Origin of the sequence: Arcicella sp. BE140, from assembly GCF_031456255.1 — a bacterium.
Lineage (GTDB): Bacteria > Bacteroidota > Bacteroidia > Cytophagales > Spirosomataceae > Arcicella > Arcicella aquatica.
The window spans coordinates 181,174-199,443 of the sequence record NZ_JAVDUE010000008.1 but is presented as its reverse complement, the minus strand read 5'-3'; the positions used below and the strand labels follow the sequence as shown (position 1 = coordinate 199,443).

The following is an 18,270-nucleotide window of genomic DNA, read 5'->3' as shown; positions in this document are numbered from 1 at the left end:
GAGATAGACTAGTCATAAAAAAAGACCTCAAATTTTTGAGGTCTTTTTTATGACTAGGTGGAATATTAATTATTCTCCTAATGCTTTCAATTTATCTTCCATTTTCAAGATTTGATATAAACTTCTCAAACTTGATTTTAAATCATCTTCTTGCTTGATAGAATATGCTTTTTCAAAATATGGTAAAGCTTCTCTGAATTTCTTCTCAGCTAATTCTTCGATTTTCTTACCTTCAGTTTTGTAAGCAGCCATATCTAATAAATCAACTTTTTTCTTAATTTCAACTGCTTCGTTAAAGCTCATTACTCCTAAGTTAAAGTTAACATCATAATTGTTAGGATCTAACTCTAATGATTTCTTATAATAAGTTAATGCTAAATCTTTAGCTACTTTTTGTTTTGCTTCCAATTCCGCAAGCTTCTTGTTAGTTTCTTCAACATTAACGCCACTTGCTGCTTGTTTAGCGGCATCCTCATTCAACTTAGTCAACTCAGCTTTTTGTTCATTTTGCATCTCTTTAACTTGAACAATTTGTTTTTTAGAAGCTGCCGCTGTCTTTGGGTCTTTTTTGATTTTATCAGTCAAACGCTTGATTTCCTCATCATAAGCCGCTACTTTATCTTTCTGAACTTGGATTTTCTTGTTTAATGCTTCTACGTTATTATCAGATAAAGTTTCTTTTAATGTACGAATTTCAGGTGCAAATTCTTGAGCTTTATTTTCATATAAAATACCCAAATTTAATACTTCTTGAGGGTTACTTGTACCTTTTGCAACTGATGTTTCAAGTTCTTTGATAGCTAAATCAATCTTTTTAAATGCTAATAATAAGTTTACTTTTTCAGCTTTTAAGTCTTTATTGTTTGGATGAAGAGCAATCCCTTTTTCTAAGGTAGCAATAGCTTTTTCTTCATTTTTCTCATTTCTATAGATTTGAGCCAAGGCATAAATCATGGCTGGGTCCTTCCCTCCTAGGGCTAAAAATTTCTCAAATCCACCTTTAGCTGCTGCATCATCTTTAGCCATTTGACCAATTACACCTGTATACATTGCAGCTGTAGTATCTTTTGGACTAACTTCAGAAGCCATTTGTAGATCTTTTACAGCACCTACAAAATCCTTGCTTTGATATTTAGCAATACCACCGTTCATAAAGGCACTAAATGTTTTTTGTCCTTCAGGTTCTGGTTTTCCCTCTTTATTGAGCGTTACTAAAAGGTATTTTTTAGCTGAAACAGCTGCCGCTCCGTCTTTTGCATCTAATGCAATAGCCTTTTTGAAGTACTCAACCGCTTTGTAAGCTGCTAAAGGCTCTGCTTTTGTCAACACTGAGTCTTGAGAATTCGCAAGGTCTAAATAGGCTTCTCCACGAGTTAACCAAGTTTTAGCTTTCGCTGAATCTTTTTTTGTAACTGCTGCATCGGCTTTTTTTACGGCCTCAGAAATAGTTTTACGATTCGCCTCAATCATCATTTTGTCCATTTGAGCAGAGGCTGCTCCTGCTGTCATCAGTATTGCGAAAAGAGCAAGTGTGATTTTTTTCATTGTTCTGTTTGGAAATGGTTTCTATAATTGAATTATTGAAAAAGTAAAATCGCACTTACATGCGATTTTACAAGGATACTCTTATTAAATAGCTATTCTGGAGTTACTTCTCCTTCTGATTCAATTGTTGGTAAATCTACCTCTCCTTCTGGAGTAATATCTGCAATTACTTCTTCTGGATCTTTCACAATTTTAGTTACTGATGAAATTTCGTCCGACTCATTCTTTAAACGAATAAGTTTAACGCCTTGGGTATTACGACCCATTACACGTAAATCAGCGACAGCAATACGAATCAAAATGCCAGATTTTGTAATAATCATTAAATCATTATTATCTGTTACTTCTTTGATAGCCACCAAGTTACCTGTTTTGTCAGTTAAATTAAGTGCCTTCACTCCTTTTCCGCCGCGGTTAGTCAAACGGTAATCTTCAACATCCGAACGTTTACCGAAGCCTTTTTCTGAAACCACCAATAATTGCTGTGTTTCTGGATCTTCGATACAAACCATACCGATTGCTTTTTCGTCTTGTTTTTCTTCGTCGAGCCAAATACCTTTTACACCAGCAGCTGAACGACCCATTGGGCGAACACGAGATTCTTCAAAACGAACCGAACGACCAGTGTTAGTAGCGATGATAATATGATTATTTCCGTTGGTCAAAGATACATCTAACAATCTATCGTTTTCTCTGATAGTGATTGCGATGATACCATTTTGACGCGGGCGAGAGTAAGCTTCTAAAGTAGTTTTCTTGATAGTACCGTCTTCAGTACACATCACAATAAAGTTATTGTTAATGTAGTCTGGATCAGTAAGCGATTTCACATTGATTACAGCCCTGATTGAATCACCGCTTTCAATGTTCATTAAATTCTGAACTGGTCTTCCTTTGGCAGTTTTTTGTCCTTCTGGTACAGCATATACTCTAAGCCAGAAACACTTACCACTTTCAGTAAAGAATAGCAACCAGTTGTGCATGGTTGCAGTAAATAGGTGCTCAGTATAATCGCTATCTTTGGTAGCTACAGCACGCGAACCTACTCCTCCCCTTCCTTGGGCTTTGTACTCGCTGATTGGTGTACGTTTGATATAACCTTGATTAGAAACGGTAATTAACATTTCTTCATCAGCAATCATATCTTCGATAGAGAATTCATCGTCTGTCATATTGATTTGCGTACGACGCGCATCTCCATAACGTTCTTTGATTTCATGTAATTCATCCTTGATAATTTGTAGTTGACGCTCAGGTCTATCCAAAATATCTTGTAAGTCTTCCATCAAACGCTTAATTTCTTCATACTCAGCCAAAATCTTATCACGCTCCATACCTGTAAGGCGTTGAAGACGCATTTCAAGAATAGCTTTAGACTGAATCTCAGAAAGGCTGAAGCTTTCCATCAAACCAATTTGAGCAGCATGTGGGTCACGAGACTCACGAATCAATTTGATAACAGCATCTAAATTATCAAGCGCAATAATGAAACCTTCTAAAATGTGTGCTCTTTTTTGTGCTTCACGTAAATCATATTGAGTACGACGAACAACTACTTCATTTCTATGCTCAACAAAATAATGAATTAAATCTTTTAACGTAAGCGTATAAGGACGACCTTTTACTAAACAAACATTATTGACAGAGAATGAAGACTGGAGAGCAGTTTGCTTATAAAGATTATTCAGAATTACATTAGGAACAGCATCGCGTTTTAAATCAAAAACGATACGCATACCATCACGGTCAGATTCATCTCTAATTTCTGAAATACCTTCAATTTTTTTCTCATTTACCAAGTCAGCACACTGTTTAATCAATGATGCTTTGTTGACCATGTAAGGAATTTCAGAGATAATGATTTGCTCTTTGCCTGTTTTACTCGTTTCAAACGTGGCATTTCCACGAACTACGATACGACCACGACCAGTAGCAAAGGCATTTTTGATACCCGAAACACCATAAATCGTTCCACCTGTAGGAAAATCTGGTGCTTTGATATATTGCATTAAGCCTTCAACAGTAATCTCACGATCATCAATATAGGCAATAATCCCTTCTACAACTTCTGTCAAATTGTGAGGAGCCATATTGGTGGCCATCCCTACAGCAATACCAGAAGTCCCATTTAATAAAAGATTTGGGATTTTTGAAGGAAGTACGGTTGGTTCTTGTAAAGAGTCGTCAAAGTTATTTTGAAAATCGACTGTATCTTTGTTAAGGTCTCCTAAAAGTTCTTCAGCAATTCTCTTTAGTCGGGCTTCTGTATAACGCATCGCCGCTGGTGAATCGCCATCTACTGAACCAAAGTTACCTTGCCCATCTACTAATGGATATCTCAAAGACCATTCCTGAGCCATCCTAACCATGGTGTCATAAACTGAAGAGTCACCATGAGGGTGAAACTTACCCATTACTTCACCAACAATACGGGCTGATTTTTTATAAGCTTTGTTGTAATTCACACCTAATTCATCCATTCCAAAAAGTACTCGGCGGTGAACAGGTTTTAATCCATCCCGAACGTCGGGTAAGGCACGAGATACAATCACAGACATTGAATAGTCAATGTATGCTCCACGCATTTCGTCCTCAATGTTAATCGAAATAATATTACTATGTTGTTCTGACATATAAATAAGGTTTGGTTGAAGGGACTAAGCACCTTTTTTGATTTTTTAACTGATAAATCAAGAGAGATAGTTTTAAGTACCCTTAAAATGCCATTTTATACAAATTTCGTGAAATTTTAATGGTTTTGCAAATTTGAGAGGAACGAGAATACAAGCTTTAATTAGAAGATTATCAAAATTTGATTTAATTATAATTTCCTATAAATTTATTTCCTAAAATTTACTTCCCAGAAGTATTTAGCATGATTTTTTTATTAAAAAATTTATTGACAAACAAAATTCAAAACTTCTTTTGTAGTTTTACTCAAACTATTCTCAACTATGAAAAATATATTATGCTGTATCCTAAAGTTAGTCTTTTTTTACTTCATTACTTGCTCTTCAGTATTCAGCTTAGCCTTTGAAAAAGCAAATTTCAATAATACTTTAACTCCTTTTGAAACGAGTGAAAATAGTTATTATTATGAATTATCTATTCAAAATGCCCAGATTCCCACAGCTAGTACTAAAGAAATTCCACAGAATGCAATAAAGGTTTTAAAGTCAATTCGTGAAAATGGTGTAACATTTGATGGATACGTTGGCGGTAGAAAGTTTGGCAATTATGAAGGGCTGCTCCCCAAAAAAGATAAGAATGGGCAGCAAATTAATTACAGAGAATGGGATATTTATCCGAAAGTTCAAGGTAAAAACAGAGGGGCTGAAAGACTAGTAACTGGTTCAGATGGGAAAGCCTATTTTACCAAAAATCATTATCAATCATTTGTTGAAATTAAATAAGACAATGGCAAATTATTATATCTTAGGTGAAGATTCGACGCTAAAATCTCACGATAACATCTTGGTAGCCATCATTGATGGCGAAAATGTAGAGACTGTTGAAGTTTTTTATCAAACGCTAGCAAAAGCTTTGTATTTCCCGGATTATTTCAATCATAATATGGATTCATTCGATGAGCTAATAAACGATTTAGATTGGCTAGACCAGAATGACATTCGCATTGTATTTAAAAATTATGACGATTTCTTATCAGAAGAAAACGACGAAATACGAGAAATTATCCTAACTGTGTTGGATGATGCTGCGGAAGAATGGAAAAGAAACGATAATACTAAAGTATTAAATATTTATATCGAGCCGTCTGAATTAGCAGAAGATGATTTAGAAACGCTTGGTATTAGTTATGAAAATTAGTTTCGGAAATAGTATTCAATAAATTTTGTCTCATAAACTTAAATAAAAAAGTCATGCAAATTAAAAGAAGTGCGACTGCCCAGTGGATTGGTGCAGGTAAAGATGGTAAAGGTTCATTAACAAGCCAAAGTGGTGTTTTGAGTAACACACAGTATTCTTTCAATACACGTTTTGAAGATGGCATTGGCACAAACCCTGAAGAGTTAGTAGCGGCTGCTCATGCTGGATGTTTTTCAATGCAATTAGCTTTTAATTTACAAGGAGCAGGTTTTATTGCTGATAGTATTGACACAACTTCGCAAGTAATTTTAGAAAATGGTGCTATTAATGTAATTAAATTAACTACTTCGGTGAAGGCTACTGATTTAACGCAGGAGAAATTTGAAGAATTAGTGAATCATGCTAAAGAAAATTGTCCAATTTCTAAGCTATTAAATGCTACAATTACTTTAGATGCTACATTGTTGTAAAAATATAAAGCCTGAGGTAAAATCAACATTTACTTCAGGCTTTATATTTTATTTACTGATTAATTCCTTTTCAATCGCTGAGATGATTCTCTTACAACTAATTGAGTTTTTAGAATTTGAATATCTGGCTTGAAAGTTCCCAACCTATCTTCTATTTGATCAATGAGCAATGCTGTAGCATTTTTCCCAATATCCCAAGTAGGCTGTGCAACGCTTGATAATGTAGGAGTTATTACAGTACAAATGGGTTCATCATTAAAACTTACTACAGCTACTTCTTCAGGAATCTTTATATTCCGCGACTTCAAGGCTGAAATCGCTCCCACAGCTAGTCGGTCACTTACTACAATAAATCCATCTGGTCTATTTTCAAGATTCATTAAGTGGTGTGTCACTTCCACAGCTTTAGACAACGCATATTCACCGTGTACGATTAAAGATGTATCAATCTGAAATCCATGGTCTTTTAAAGCATTTCCGTATCCCTCTAGTCTTTGATTACTAACAGTAACGCTCTGTGGACCAGCTAAAAAGGCTATTCTTTCACAGCCATTATCAATCAAATGCTTAGTGGCTTCGTAAGCAGCACCAACATTATCTACCATTACTTTTGATACATCTAGCTCTTGCGCATCTCTATCAAAGAATACTAAAGGAATTCCTTTTCTTTGAAGTCGCTTTAAGTGATCTAAATCAACAGTTTCTTGTGAAAGAGAAATGATAAAACCCTCTACTTGTCCTCTTGATAAATTTTGAACGTTTATCAATTCTCGTTCATACAGCTCACTAGTCTGGGTAAGTAATAAACTATAACCACGAGCAATGGCCTCGGCTTCAATTCCTTTGATAACCGATGCAAAAAAATGATAGGCTAAATCTGGCACAATTACCCCAATGGTCTTTGTCCTACTTTTCACCAAACTAGTGGCTAAAATATTAGGCTGATAGTCCCACTCCTTAGCGAGTTGTAAAACAGCCTGTCGTGTTTCTGGTTTTATTTCAGGCATATCACGCAAAGCACGAGAAATTGTTGCCACAGAAACATTCAGATGGCGAGCTAAATCTTTAATCGTTACTTGATGTGCCATAATTTATTTTATCCTTTCAGAGTTACTTTTGCTCTTGTACAAACACCTCCAATAGGCGGATTAAACTTCGATACTGAAACTTCAATTAATTCTATAGTGGGATAACGATTACGGACACTTTTAATGATTAGCTGAGCTATATGCTCTAGTAATTTTGCTTTTATCTTCATTACACCAGAAATTATTTCATACACATCACCATAATTTACAGTGTCACTAAGTTTATCATTTTCTGCTGCCTCCGAAAAATCAGTCGTAATAGCAATATCTATTTGATAACGATTTCCAATTTTTTGTTCTTCTGCATAAAAACCATGATATGCAAAAAACTCTATGCCTTCAAGGGCAATTATTCCCATTGTATTTTTTATTTCTGAATACTAATGAAAGTATCTTTTAAACATTTAATTACCTATAAATCATCAAAAAAGGAGCCTCCCCCATTTGAGATACCACTTGCATTATCCTTACCAAACTCCTCCATTACTGACGACACTGTAGGCAGTCCATCATCCTTCCCAAGCTTTTTAGGTTTAACTTTTATCGTCTTCATTTCTTTAACTAGTTCGTCAGCTTTAGCATTAAAAACAGTGACATCTTTTTTATCTAAAATTTTGCTTACCTCTGGCAATTCTTCGTTTTCATCATCAAAATCATTGGCAGGTTCAAAATCAATTCTTGTGTCGTTTTCTGGCGTTTCTTCTTTTGGAAACAAAGGCGTTTCTTTTACAGGAGTAGTTACTGCAACCTTTGCAACAGGTTCAGGGAATATTGCCTCTGTTACATTCTCTATTTTCTGAAAATTAGTCCTTGAACTTAGGTTATCTTCAAATTTCGCAACTTTCTCTAGAGTATCATTAGCAAACTGTTTTAGTTCTTCCACCAATGATTCTTTATATTTCTCCATTGTCTTGAAGTCGCGCTCATAATTTTTTAAATCATTTACAGCTTCTTCAACCAAAAACTTTGCTTTATTCTCGGCATCTGAAATAATCATTTTAGCACTTTTACGCGCTTCATTCAAAATTTCTTCTACCTCAATCTTAGCATTTTCTTTTAATTGCTCTATTTCCGCTTGAGCTTTCAAGCTTATTTTGTCTTGGGCTTCCTCAGCAGCTTTTAATGTTTTGAAGAGACTACTTTCAATCTCCTGCATTCGGATAATTTCGCGCTCAGCTACTTCAAGTTTTTGTTTTGATTGGCGCATATCCTCTCCTACACGTTCCCATTCTTGAGAAAGTGAAAGTAAAAAAGCTTCTACCGATTCAGTATCAAAACCTCTAAAGCTTCTATCAAAAGTATGTTTTCTTATTTCAAGGGGAGTAATTCTCATTTTCTTAGATTGTTTAAGTAGGTTAAAACAAGGTAACCTCTAAATAAAAGTTTTAACACAAAATTCCTGTCTTAGTTTGTCAGGCTCCAAACAGATATTTTTTTATCATCGGATGCTGAAACTAATTGGTGTTCGTAGGTACTCCAAAAAAGTTTATTGACCGATGTCCCATGCCCTGCGTGTCTGGCTTTATCAATTACTTTCAACAACTTAAATGTTTTAGCATCCCAAATTTTAATAGATTTATCCATGCTACACGTTGCAAATAAATCTCCGTTGGGATGATAGGTAATATGGTTTATTGCAAAAAGGTGAGCTATAATACTGTGTTTCAATTGATATTTTTCTGTAACATCCCATACTTTCAAATGGGCATCTCTGCCTGTGGTAAGCAAATACTTTTTGTCTGGTGAATAACAAACGGAAAATATTGAATTTGTATGTTCATCAATCACTAATTTCAATGAAAAATCCTGCAAATCAAAGATTTTTACAGAAAAATCACTGTATCCTACAGCAAATTCTTTTGTCAATTCATTAATTGCTATACTTCTTACGCTTTTGTCAGATGCTTTTAAATGTCTTTTTACACTAAAAGTTTCAACATCCATCACAACTATGATTCCATCAGAAAGCCCTATCAGAGCGATATTTTCATAAATTTTAATATCAAATATAGAAGCAGAGGTAATTTTCAAAGATTTAATTTCTTGTTTCAACGCAACATCTATTAAATGAATGCCATCAAAGTTTTGCCCTACCCACAACTGATTCCTTTGTTTATCTAAACAAATAGCATAAACGGAAGCAGGTACTTGGGCTATTAGCTCTCCTAAGTCTGGCGTTTTTAAATTCCATTTAACAATAAGTCCATCTCCACCAGCAGAAAAAAACTGAGAAGAATCTTTACTACCTTCAAGTGCATAAACACAGTCACGATGACCAGAAAATGTATCTATTTTATCAACTTGCATAAGTAGGGATTAAAATTTTAAATCTTTATTTAAGCAAAAATAGTTTATTTTGTGCCTAATGACAACAATCGAAGATTGATAGAGGCTATTTAGGCTTGTATTGCTTTGAATTACAGGATAGTTAAATGGCAATAATTTTTTGTAAAGAAATTTCTAAAAAAAGTATTTTGACTCTTTGGAAAATTGAGGAGTCACCTTCATTTTATTTAGAGTACCTAGAAATAAAAGAAAACGATTTAATAGATATCTCTGATGTAACCCACCCTGCGAAACAGTTAGAGTGGCTTGCTAGCAGAACTTGTGCGAAATATACTTTGTCTTTGTTCGGAATTACGTATGAAGGCATTGCTAAGGACTCATACAAAAACCCTTATTTGATTAATAATCACGCCGCATACATTTCATTATCACATACCAATGAATATGCTGCTGTAATCATCAGTTTGGATGAAGAGGTAGGTATTGATATTGAAAAAGTATCTGATAAATTAAGTAGGGTTTCGCATAAATTCCTTCGAGCATCCGAACTTAATCATGCTGGCGAAGATTTGCTGAAACTTTGTATTTATTGGTGTGCTAAGGAAAGCTTATATAAATGGTATGGCAAAAAAAACCTGTCGCTTAAAGATAATATTTATATTGAACCCTTTGAAGATAAACCTAACAAATTGACAGGTGAAATATTTATTGAAGGAAAACTAAAAACAGAACATGAACTTTTAGTGATTTATTTTGATGATTATGTCCTGACAGTAACATAGTAATTTTTTTGTATTACCTACATCCTAAAGCTGTAGGTAATACAAAAAAATTACTTCATCATCTCTTTGAGTGCTTTTTCTATTTCTTGTACCTTGTCATCATCCCCTACTTTCTCAAAAGCTAACGTCAAGTTTCTTAATACTCTTCTGATAATATCTAAGTTGCTACAGGGTTGATAAAAAATATCATTTGGAGCGATGTTTAACTGAGATATATAATTATCAATATCTACTTTACTAAATACCAACCCCCTATTGAATACATTAATATAAAACTGCATTTGTTCTGACTTATAAGTAAGTATAAACAAATTAGGAAGATTTACCCCCCAAATAGGCAATTTCAATTTTCGAGCTACCAATAAATAAATGACACATAACGAAATAGGATTGCCCTTTTTATTTTCCATCACCACATTCAGCATGGAGTTGGAAGCTGAATGAAAATGCTTGGTATTGGCTCCAAATTTCATTTTCCCAAAAATAACGGAGTTTAATGTTTTGATTTGGTCCATTGGGTGCATATTATCCCTAAACTCCATCCAAACCTCATAATATATTTGCTCTAATTCTTGTTGCAGCTTTTCGATAGATAATTCAGGATATTGATAAGTAGCAATAGCCCACATTCCTTCTAATAAATCTTCAGCACCGTTTTCCTTCCAAGTAACCAACCTTGAAAAAAAAGCTTCATACTGTAAATCATGAATAAGGTCTTCAATTTTTTTCTGTGTTAATGGACTCAAAGAAGATTCTTCCCAACGATCTTCCAAAAATGGAATTACGGTACCTCCTAATGACCTAATCTTATTTTCTACAAGGTTCAACACCTCGCTATCATCGTCTTCTAATAAGGATACTAAAGCCTTAATTTCTGATTGCTTCATATTGTCACGTTTAATTCACCTAAAAATAACATTTCTTATTCAAAAGTACAAATTTGATTCTAAGGTTCTTTTTTCTTGTTAATTCTTATTGAAAAAGCAATTGTATATTTTTTGTTTTAGTAAGGCTTTATGCTAAATTTGTTTTTTTGCAACCTCATAATTATTATTCATCACTGCTCAATATTTAAGTATGATAATAATAATTTGACTTAACTCTTCCTTTTTCTGGATTCACTTAAAATATGAAAATTTTAGTAACAGGTGGCGCAGGCTTTATCGGGTCTCACACAGTCGTTGAACTCCACAACGCAGGTTTTGAAACAGTATTAGTTGACAACTTTTCTAATTCTGAAAAAGAAGCTATCACAGGTATAGAAACAATTATTGGCAAACCTGTTACTTTTTATGAAGGTGATATTGGTCAAGCTGCTACGTGGGATAAATTATTTTCTGAACAAAAAATTGATGGAATCATTCACTTTGCTGCCTTTAAAGCTGTTGGCGAATCTGTAGCAAAACCTTTGAAATATTATAGCAATAATATTTCAGCTACGGTGTTGATGCTTCAGAAAATGGAAGAATATGGCGTTAATAACTTAGTATTTTCGTCTTCTTGTACAGTGTATGGTCAGCCAGATACTTTACCCGTAACTGAAAGCTCGGCTGTTCAACCTGCGGCCTCTCCTTATGGAAATACCAAACAAGTATGTGAAGAAATTATCCGCGATACCGTAACTAGCTCGGCAGGCTTTCATGCTATTTCGTTAAGATATTTCAATCCTATTGGTGCGCATGATTCTGTCCTTATTGGAGAATTACCATTGGGCGTACCCGCTAACCTTGTTCCATTTTTAACACAAAGCGTAGCAGGGTTAAGAGGTCCATTAGCTGTTTTTGGTGACGACTATCCTACTGCTGATGGTACAGCCGTACGTGATTATATTCACGTAGTTGACCTTGCCAAAGCACACGTATCAGCCTTGAACCTTTTATTGAAACAACCTGAAGGACAATATTACGATTTCTTTAATATCGGTACTGGAACAGGTAGTTCTGTATTAGATGTAATTAATGCCTTCGAAGCGGCTACTGGTTTAAAGGTAGATTATAGTATCAAACCTAGACGCGAGGGAGATGTAGTAGCAGTATATGCAGATTGTACAAAATCTAATGAAATTTTGGGTTGGAAAACTGAAAAAACATTAACTGATGCTTTAGGCGATGCTTGGAATTGGCAGAAAAAGTTAATTGGAAAATAACAGTAAATCAACTACTACCAACGAAAATATTTGTTTATGAAAAAAACGCTTTTAATAACAGGTGGAGCAGGGTTTATTGGTTCTCATGTGGTTCGGTTATTTGTTAATAACTATGCTGATTATACCATTGTCAACCTTGACAAATTGACTTATGCTGGCAACCTTGAGAATTTGAAAGATATAGAAGATAAGCCTAATTATATCTTTGAAAAAGGAGACATCGTTGATGCAGAGTTTATCAATCAACTATTTGACAAATATCAATTTGATGGTGTGATTCACTTAGCAGCAGAATCACATGTTGATAGGTCAATTGCAGAACCAATGGCTTTTGTAATGACCAATGTGGTGGGTACTTGCAACTTATTGAATGCTGCTAAAAACGCATGGAAAGCATCTGGATATGAAGGAAAACGCTTTTATCATGTTTCTACCGATGAAGTGTATGGTGAGTTACATAACCCAGAAGACTTCTTTACAGAAACCACTCCTTACGACCCACGTTCTCCTTATTCAGCTTCAAAGGCTTCTTCAGACCACTTTGTAAGAGCTTATGGTAATACCTATAAATTGCCAGTAGTAATTACCAATTGCTCTAACAATTATGGACCAAACCATTTCCCTGAAAAATTATTACCATTGATGATTAACAACATCTTGCACAATAAACCATTGCCAGTATATGGAAAAGGTGAAAATGTAAGAGACTGGTTGTTTGTGGTAGATCATGCAAGAGCTATCGATACTGTGTTCCATAAGGGAGTATTGGGTGAAACCTATAATATTGGAGGTTTTAACGAATGGAAGAATATCGACATCGTAAAGTTGGTTTGCAAAACCATGGATAGTAAACTAGGCAGAGAAGAGGGTACTTCTGAAAAATTGATTACTTATGTAACCGACCGTGCAGGTCATGATTTAAGATATGCCATCGATGCTACCAAAATCATGAATGAATTAGGATGGAAACCTTCCTTACAATTTGAAGAAGGACTTGAGAAAACGGTATCATGGTTTTTAAGCAATCAAGAATGGCTGGATAATGTTACTTCTGGTAATTACCAAGATTATTATAAAAAAATGTACTCTTAAATGGTTTTAAGCAATAGGCTATAAGCAACAAGCATTTAATGCCATTGCTTAAAGCCTATCGCCTACAGCCTAAAGCTATAAGAAAGATATGAAAGGAATTATTCTGGCAGGCGGTTCAGGGACACGTTTGCACCCTCTTACCCTAGCCGTTAGTAAACAGTTAATGCCTGTTTACGACAAACCCATGATTTATTACCCGCTTTCTATTTTGATGTTGGCGGGCATCAAAGAAATATTAATTATTTCTACTCCCCATGATTTACCTCATTTCAAGAAATTGTTAGGAGATGGCTCACAGATAGGTTGTAGATTTGAATATGCTGAACAACCATTGCCTAATGGATTAGCCCAAGCTTTTGTAATTGGAGAAGAGTTTATTGGTGATGACAAAGTAGCCTTGGTGTTGGGTGATAATATTTTCTATGGTAGTGGTTTGAGTAAATTGTTACAAGCCAACAATGACCCAGATGGTGGAGTAGTATATGCTTATCAGGTGCATGACCCAGAGAGATATGGGGTAGTAGAGTTTGATGATGATTTCAATGTACTTTCTATTGAAGAGAAGCCTGTGGCACCAAAATCAAACTATGCGGTACCGGGTTTATATTTCTATGACAATTCGGTGGTAGAGATTGCCAAGAATATAGCTCCTTCGCCAAGAGGGGAATATGAGATTACGGATGTCAACAAAGAATACTTGAAGCAAGGGAAGTTGAAAGTGGGAGTATTGAACAGAGGGACGGCTTGGCTGGATACAGGAACATTTGTATCATTGATGCAAGCAGGACAGTTTGTTCAAGTGATTGAAGAGCGACAAGGATTAAAGGTAGGTTGTATAGAAGAGGTAGCCTACAGAATGGGATTCATTGATGAGGTGCAACTCAAGAAAATAGCTGAACCGCTGGTAAAAAGTGGGTATGGAAAATATCTGCTTGGGTTACTGAAAAAATAAAAACAAAAGGCTTTCTGCAAGAGTAGAAAGCCTTTTGTTTTTATAACAGTTCCATAGGGTCTTCTACTACCCGTAGGTTTTCATTAAAACCATCTATCTTTTTCATGTCGTCATTAGATATTTCAAAATCAAAAATCTGAAAGTTTTCTTGTAATCGGATAGGACTTGATGATTTTGGAATTGTTGAAATATTATGCTGAATAGCCCATCTTAAAATAATTTGTGCGGGAGTCTTATAATATTTTTCACTCAAAGCGATTAATCGCTCATCATTAAAACGCTGACCTCTTACTAAAGGAGTGTATGCTTGCAACTGAATCCCCTCTTTCTTACAACGCTCCAATAATGGTTGCTGAAATAAATAGGGACTAAACTCTACTTGATTGACTGCTGGTACTATTGTTTTATAAGTATCTAGTTCGTCTAAAAATGGTAATAAATAATTAGCAACACCTATTGCTCTTATTCGGTTAGTATTATACAGATGCTCAAGCGCTTTCCATGTGTCTTTTCTGGTTGCTTTAATTGGCCAGTGAATAAGGTATAAATCTATGTATTCACAATCCAATCGCTTCATACTTTCTTCAAAAGCTTGTAGGGTTTTGTCATATCCTTGGCTAGCATTATCAACTTTAGTTGTCAAAAAAATCTCATTTCTATTTATCCCACTTTCTTTAATTCCTTTGCCAATTTCTATTTCGTTTTCATACATTGCGGCAGTATCAATTAACCTATACCCTATTTTTAAGGCAGTGCTTACAGTTTGTATCGCTTCTTGGTTATACATATCATATACGCCAAGTCCCAACAATGGCATTTGCACACCATTGTTGAGTTCAGTATAAATTTGTTTATGCATAACTTACCATTTTGTTAATCCTAATATTTTTTTTCCTAAATCGTTTAATTCAGCTACAGGATATTTTGTTTGTTCCCAGTTTCTTGGGTCACCAGGAAAAGCATAGCCTTCTGGAGCTACCCTATTTTTCCATGAATTAATTCTCCATTGTCTTAAAGGTTCGTTATCTTCCTCAGCAGGCATCATTGAAATATACTGCGCAATGCGTACTTTATCTTTACTTTTGTTCGGACGAATGCCATGCGGTTGGCTACTATTAAAAATCAGCAAGTCGCCAGCTTCTAATTTTACTTTTACAAATTTATCCTCAAAAGCAGATGTATCAGGCTGAAAATGATTTCTATCTGCTGGCTGTGTCAACTTCCAAGTATCATACGTTCTAAATAATTCGGGAATACATTGAAATCCTCCCATGTTTTCATCGGTTTGGTCGGCTAATGCCAGCACACCTTGAACATTCTGAGGTTTCGTCTCAGGGTCATAGTCCCAGTGAATAAAACCTTTGTATTGGAAATCGGGACGTAATGGAAAATTCAAATTAGCGCGGTCTATCGTTATCCACAATTTTTCTGTTCCCCAAATATCAGCAAAGGCATCGTGTACTCTTTGGCTTTGTCTGTTGTTCCACAAATGTTGGTTATTATACACCTCTACCATGCCCGTACCCGTTAATTCTTTCATTTTCATTTCAGCTCTTGGAGGGGTGTACCAAGTACTGGCATCATTAGGATTCTTTTCTTCAAATTCCCAAATAAATTCGGCCGTTCTTAAAGCCTGTTCTCTTGATACTGCATTTTTAATGATGACATATCCATTAGTTATCCAAAAATTCCAATCATCTTCCGTTAATACCTTTAGCGCTTTCCCATCATTAATACTGGTTCTTAGTTTTATTTGGCTGCTTGTAGCAGTAGATGGATTTCCTGGAATATCCAGATGAGCCATGTTAGGCATCATAGTGGGCGTCATGGCCATAGTTTGATTTTCCATAATTTGTATAAATAATTATTGTTTTTTTTATACAAATTTGTATTCTTTTATATTGCATTTCTACATCAATTTTTTCATAAATTTGAACTATATTGATATTATATAATATACTTACAGATACTAATTATCAAAATAATGAAAATAGAATTTGAAAAAATTATTCCATCGCATGAAAACAGTTCTTTTCAGTGGAATATTAATCCAAAATTGAATAATTTTTTCTATTGGCATTTTCACCCAGAATATGAATTGGTTTTTATCGAAATTCATGAACAAGAAGGTACACGCCATGTAGGCGAACATATAGCCAGATATGAAGAAAGTGATTTGACGTTTATTGGGTCTAATATCCCTCATCTCAATTTCGACTATGGCTTGCAAACTGAATATGAGAAAGTAGTATTATACGTAAAAGAAGGTTTTCTGAAAGATACGCTTCAAGATACACCCGAGTTAAAGGGCGTATATGAACTTTTTGAGCTTTCAAAACATGGCATAACGTTTGGAAAAAATATTAAGGACGTCGTAGGGAAAAGACTTAAGCATTTACACGAACTATCTTCTTTTGAACAATTTGTAGAAGTGTTGACATTATTTAAAATGTTAGCAGATAGTAATGATTATACGTTGTTACATGAAAAGCCGTATGATAATCAACATAATAAAAGGGAACAAGAAAGGCTAAAAAAGATTTATAGTTTTATTGACGAACACTATCATCACAAAATTGAAATTGATGAAGTAGCAAGTTTGACTAATTTAAGCAAAGCTCCTTTTTGTAGGTATTTCAAAAAAATGACAAAACTTACTTTTACTGAGTTCTTGAATCATTACAGGGTTAATCAAGCCAAACATTTATTATTAATTGATAAAAACGTTACGGAGACCTGCTTTGAATGTGGTTTTGAAAGCCTTTCGTACTTTAATAGAATATTCAAAAAAATAACTGGTGAGAATCCATTATCCTTCAAGAAGAGGCATCTTTCTAATTAAAAAATGAAACCTAGTATTAATCCTCCTAAAAAAATAAGGAAGCTTGGTACTTTCGTAAATTGAAGAATCAGTAAGGTGCCGATGACTGTAACAAGACCTACCACATCTACTTGTTTCACCATAGGTACAATAAAGGTAATGGCTGCTGCCAATGTCAATCCGATTGATGCGGCATTTATACCATCTAATGAGGCCCTAATTCCACGATATTGCTTTAGTTGTCCCCAAATTCGATACACAAAAAATATTAAGAACGTACCCGGCAAAAAAATACCTGCTGCCCCAACGGCACTGCCCAATAGTTGTTCCCACCATGTTCCATCTTTCATTACTAATGTTCCTAAATAGGATGTCAACGCAAATACAGGACCAGGCAATGCTTGCGAAAGTGCCATACCTGTTAAAAAATCATCTGCCCTAACCAATTCTTTAAATTCAACAAATTCTGTATAGAGGATTGGCGCAAGCACTTGACCTCCGCCAAATACCAGACTTCCGTTACGATAAAAATTTTCAAATAAACGAATAGGCTCATAGTCGGTAAAATGACCAAGACCAGCTAAGAACAACAGAAAAAGCCAAAACAAATTAAAGTTAGCCCAAGGAATAACCATTTTATGTTTTGTTTGATGGGGATAATCTTTGTAATTAAAAGCGGTAAACGTTCCTCCAATAATCAAAGAAATCGGGCAAACCCACGGAGATTGAAAATAAAATGCAAAACCAGAAGCCAATACCATTAAAATGACTCCAGAGGCATTTTTAATGACTTTATTCCCCAATACAAAGCCTGCATGGATAATAAAGGCAACCCCTATTGGCTGAATAAATCTGATAATTTCCCTATTCCTTAGATAAGTCATTCCGAAAGCTGCGGCCGTCATGATGGTTACGGCTGGAGTAATCCAAACTAGTAAGGTAAGATAAGCTAAATTGGGCCCACCAATTTTATAACCTAAGGCTGTAATCGTTTGCGTTGAAGTGGGTCCGGGTAGGAAACCGCATAACGCTTGGAGTTCTAAGAGTTCAGCTTCGGTAAGATAATTTCTTTTCTTCACAAAGCGATCAATAAACATCGCCAAATGTACTTGGGGACCTCCAAATGAAGTACATGCAAGAATCAGAACATCTTGTAGAAAGAGGAGTCTTCTGATTTTTTTCATTTGGATAAATTATAAAGCTAAATGTGGAATTGAATAATAAAAAAATAATCCATGAGATACAAAAATCTCATGGACA

At 34.9% G+C, this 18,270-nt stretch carries 18 protein-coding genes; 8 read left to right on the top strand and 10 right to left on the bottom strand.

Features of this window, described 5'->3' with window-relative positions:
* Nucleotides 1–69 precede the first annotated feature (69 nt).
* Complete coding sequence (locus J2Y60_RS13250) at nucleotides 70–1,545, bottom strand: hypothetical protein (protein ID WP_309916408.1); 1,476 nt, start codon at nucleotides 1,543–1,545, stop codon at nucleotides 70–72.
* A gap of 92 nt (nucleotides 1,546–1,637) precedes the next feature.
* Complete coding sequence (gene gyrA, locus J2Y60_RS13245; protein ID WP_309916405.1) at nucleotides 1,638–4,178, bottom strand: DNA gyrase subunit A; 2,541 nt, start codon at nucleotides 4,176–4,178, stop codon at nucleotides 1,638–1,640.
* Nucleotides 4,179–4,499: 321 nt separating this feature from the next.
* Between gyrA and J2Y60_RS13240 the strand changes: the two genes are divergently transcribed.
* The 3 genes from J2Y60_RS13240 to J2Y60_RS13230 are packed head-to-tail and all read left to right on the top strand — an operon-like array spanning nucleotide 4,500 to nucleotide 5,843.
* Nucleotides 4,500–4,958 (top strand): ribonuclease domain-containing protein, encoded by a 459-nt coding sequence (locus J2Y60_RS13240; RefSeq protein ID WP_309916402.1) that lies wholly within the window; start codon nucleotides 4,500–4,502, stop codon nucleotides 4,956–4,958.
* Between the two features lie 4 nt (nucleotides 4,959–4,962).
* Nucleotides 4,963–5,373, top strand: coding sequence for a barstar family protein (locus tag J2Y60_RS13235; protein WP_309916399.1), 411 nt, complete (start codon nucleotides 4,963–4,965; stop codon nucleotides 5,371–5,373).
* A 53-nt stretch (nucleotides 5,374–5,426) separates the two neighbouring features.
* Nucleotides 5,427–5,843 (top strand): OsmC family protein, encoded by a 417-nt coding sequence (locus tag J2Y60_RS13230; RefSeq protein ID WP_309916395.1) that lies wholly within the window; start codon nucleotides 5,427–5,429, stop codon nucleotides 5,841–5,843.
* A 59-nt stretch (nucleotides 5,844–5,902) separates the two neighbouring features.
* Here the strand turns inward: J2Y60_RS13230 and J2Y60_RS13225 are convergent, their stop codons facing one another.
* The 4 genes from J2Y60_RS13225 to J2Y60_RS13210 all read right to left on the bottom strand — a co-directional run bounded on the left by J2Y60_RS13225 (nucleotide 5,903) and on the right by J2Y60_RS13210 (nucleotide 9,238).
* Nucleotides 5,903–6,931, bottom strand: coding sequence for a LacI family DNA-binding transcriptional regulator (locus tag J2Y60_RS13225; RefSeq protein ID WP_309916392.1), 1,029 nt, complete (start codon nucleotides 6,929–6,931; stop codon nucleotides 5,903–5,905).
* A gap of 8 nt (nucleotides 6,932–6,939) precedes the next feature.
* A complete protein-coding gene (gene folB, locus J2Y60_RS13220) occupies nucleotides 6,940–7,290 on the bottom strand; it encodes a dihydroneopterin aldolase (RefSeq protein ID WP_309916389.1) in 351 nt (116 codons plus the stop codon).
* 53 nt (nucleotides 7,291–7,343) lie between these two features.
* Entirely contained in the window at nucleotides 7,344–8,264 is a 921-nt protein-coding gene (locus tag J2Y60_RS13215) for a DivIVA domain-containing protein (protein WP_309916386.1), read from the bottom strand.
* A 71-nt stretch (nucleotides 8,265–8,335) separates the two neighbouring features.
* Nucleotides 8,336–9,238 (bottom strand): WD40 repeat domain-containing protein, encoded by a 903-nt coding sequence (locus J2Y60_RS13210; RefSeq protein ID WP_309916384.1) that lies wholly within the window; start codon nucleotides 9,236–9,238, stop codon nucleotides 8,336–8,338.
* 125 nt (nucleotides 9,239–9,363) lie between these two features.
* Here J2Y60_RS13210 and J2Y60_RS13205 point away from each other — a divergent pair, with 125 nt between their 5' ends.
* Nucleotides 9,364–9,999, top strand: a complete 636-nt coding sequence (locus tag J2Y60_RS13205; protein ID WP_309916380.1) for a 4'-phosphopantetheinyl transferase superfamily protein — start codon at nucleotides 9,364–9,366, stop codon at nucleotides 9,997–9,999.
* A 50-nt stretch (nucleotides 10,000–10,049) separates the two neighbouring features.
* Here J2Y60_RS13205 and J2Y60_RS13200 read toward each other — a convergent pair whose 3' ends face one another.
* Nucleotides 10,050–10,886, bottom strand: coding sequence for a transglutaminase-like domain-containing protein (locus J2Y60_RS13200; protein ID WP_309916377.1), 837 nt, complete (start codon nucleotides 10,884–10,886; stop codon nucleotides 10,050–10,052).
* A gap of 242 nt (nucleotides 10,887–11,128) precedes the next feature.
* On the opposite strand from J2Y60_RS13200, the gene galE reads away from it, so the two are divergent.
* The 3 genes from galE (at nucleotide 11,129) to rfbA (ending at nucleotide 14,189) form a co-directional block, all read left to right on the top strand.
* Entirely contained in the window at nucleotides 11,129–12,145 is a 1,017-nt protein-coding gene (galE, locus tag J2Y60_RS13195) for a UDP-glucose 4-epimerase GalE (protein ID WP_309916374.1), read from the top strand.
* 36 nt (nucleotides 12,146–12,181) lie between these two features.
* Nucleotides 12,182–13,237: a dTDP-glucose 4,6-dehydratase gene (rfbB, locus tag J2Y60_RS13190; RefSeq protein WP_309916371.1), complete on the top strand. Its 1,056-nt coding sequence runs from the start codon at nucleotides 12,182–12,184 to the stop codon at nucleotides 13,235–13,237.
* Nucleotides 13,238–13,325: 88 nt separating this feature from the next.
* Nucleotides 13,326–14,189 (top strand): glucose-1-phosphate thymidylyltransferase RfbA, encoded by an 864-nt coding sequence (gene rfbA, locus J2Y60_RS13185; protein WP_309916369.1) that lies wholly within the window; start codon nucleotides 13,326–13,328, stop codon nucleotides 14,187–14,189.
* Nucleotides 14,190–14,229: 40 nt separating this feature from the next.
* On the opposite strand, the gene J2Y60_RS13180 is transcribed toward rfbA, so the two are convergent.
* Together J2Y60_RS13180 and J2Y60_RS13175 are read right to left on the bottom strand one after the other, a co-directional pair.
* Nucleotides 14,230–15,048: an aldo/keto reductase gene (locus J2Y60_RS13180; protein ID WP_309916367.1), complete on the bottom strand. Its 819-nt coding sequence runs from the start codon at nucleotides 15,046–15,048 to the stop codon at nucleotides 14,230–14,232.
* 3 nt (nucleotides 15,049–15,051) lie between these two features.
* Nucleotides 15,052–16,038 carry a phytanoyl-CoA dioxygenase family protein gene (locus J2Y60_RS13175; RefSeq protein ID WP_309916364.1) on the bottom strand — a complete coding sequence of 329 codons (987 nt, stop codon included), beginning with the start codon at nucleotides 16,036–16,038 and terminating at the stop codon, nucleotides 15,052–15,054.
* A 135-nt stretch (nucleotides 16,039–16,173) separates the two neighbouring features.
* On the opposite strand from J2Y60_RS13175, the gene J2Y60_RS13170 reads away from it, so the two are divergent.
* Complete coding sequence (locus J2Y60_RS13170) at nucleotides 16,174–17,031, top strand: AraC family transcriptional regulator (RefSeq protein ID WP_309916361.1); 858 nt, start codon at nucleotides 16,174–16,176, stop codon at nucleotides 17,029–17,031.
* Here J2Y60_RS13170 and chrA read toward each other — a convergent pair.
* Entirely contained in the window at nucleotides 17,028–18,194 is a 1,167-nt protein-coding gene (gene chrA, locus J2Y60_RS13165; RefSeq protein ID WP_309916358.1) for a chromate efflux transporter, read from the bottom strand. The two genes, J2Y60_RS13170 and chrA, sit on opposite strands and share 4 nt — an antisense overlap.
* Between the last annotated feature and the right edge of the window lie 76 nt (nucleotides 18,195–18,270).

What these genes read in the sequence shown, in the direction of transcription:
- J2Y60_RS13250 (WP_309916408.1), bottom strand. Translation starts at nt 1,545, where the DNA reads ATGAAAAAAATCACACTTGCTCTTTTCGCAATACTGATGACAGCAGGA.
- gyrA (WP_309916405.1), bottom strand. Translation starts at nt 4,178, where the DNA reads ATGTCAGAACAACATAGTAATATTATTTCGATTAACATTGAGGACGAA.
- J2Y60_RS13240 (WP_309916402.1), top strand. Translation starts at nt 4,500, where the DNA reads ATGAAAAATATATTATGCTGTATCCTAAAGTTAGTCTTTTTTTACTTC.
- J2Y60_RS13235 (WP_309916399.1), top strand. Translation starts at nt 4,963, where the DNA reads ATGGCAAATTATTATATCTTAGGTGAAGATTCGACGCTAAAATCTCAC.
- J2Y60_RS13230 (WP_309916395.1), top strand. Translation starts at nt 5,427, where the DNA reads ATGCAAATTAAAAGAAGTGCGACTGCCCAGTGGATTGGTGCAGGTAAA.
- J2Y60_RS13225 (WP_309916392.1), bottom strand. Translation starts at nt 6,931, where the DNA reads ATGGCACATCAAGTAACGATTAAAGATTTAGCTCGCCATCTGAATGTT.
- folB (WP_309916389.1), bottom strand. Translation starts at nt 7,290, where the DNA reads ATGGGAATAATTGCCCTTGAAGGCATAGAGTTTTTTGCATATCATGGT.
- J2Y60_RS13215 (WP_309916386.1), bottom strand. Translation starts at nt 8,264, where the DNA reads ATGAGAATTACTCCCCTTGAAATAAGAAAACATACTTTTGATAGAAGC.
- J2Y60_RS13210 (WP_309916384.1), bottom strand. Translation starts at nt 9,238, where the DNA reads ATGCAAGTTGATAAAATAGATACATTTTCTGGTCATCGTGACTGTGTT.
- J2Y60_RS13205 (WP_309916380.1), top strand. Translation starts at nt 9,364, where the DNA reads ATGGCAATAATTTTTTGTAAAGAAATTTCTAAAAAAAGTATTTTGACT.
- J2Y60_RS13200 (WP_309916377.1), bottom strand. Translation starts at nt 10,886, where the DNA reads ATGAAGCAATCAGAAATTAAGGCTTTAGTATCCTTATTAGAAGACGAT.
- galE (WP_309916374.1), top strand. Translation starts at nt 11,129, where the DNA reads ATGAAAATTTTAGTAACAGGTGGCGCAGGCTTTATCGGGTCTCACACA.
- rfbB (WP_309916371.1), top strand. Translation starts at nt 12,182, where the DNA reads ATGAAAAAAACGCTTTTAATAACAGGTGGAGCAGGGTTTATTGGTTCT.
- rfbA (WP_309916369.1), top strand. Translation starts at nt 13,326, where the DNA reads ATGAAAGGAATTATTCTGGCAGGCGGTTCAGGGACACGTTTGCACCCT.
- J2Y60_RS13180 (WP_309916367.1), bottom strand. Translation starts at nt 15,048, where the DNA reads ATGCATAAACAAATTTATACTGAACTCAACAATGGTGTGCAAATGCCA.
- J2Y60_RS13175 (WP_309916364.1), bottom strand. Translation starts at nt 16,038, where the DNA reads ATGGAAAATCAAACTATGGCCATGACGCCCACTATGATGCCTAACATG.
- J2Y60_RS13170 (WP_309916361.1), top strand. Translation starts at nt 16,174, where the DNA reads ATGAAAATAGAATTTGAAAAAATTATTCCATCGCATGAAAACAGTTCT.
- chrA (WP_309916358.1), bottom strand. Translation starts at nt 18,194, where the DNA reads ATGAAAAAAATCAGAAGACTCCTCTTTCTACAAGATGTTCTGATTCTT.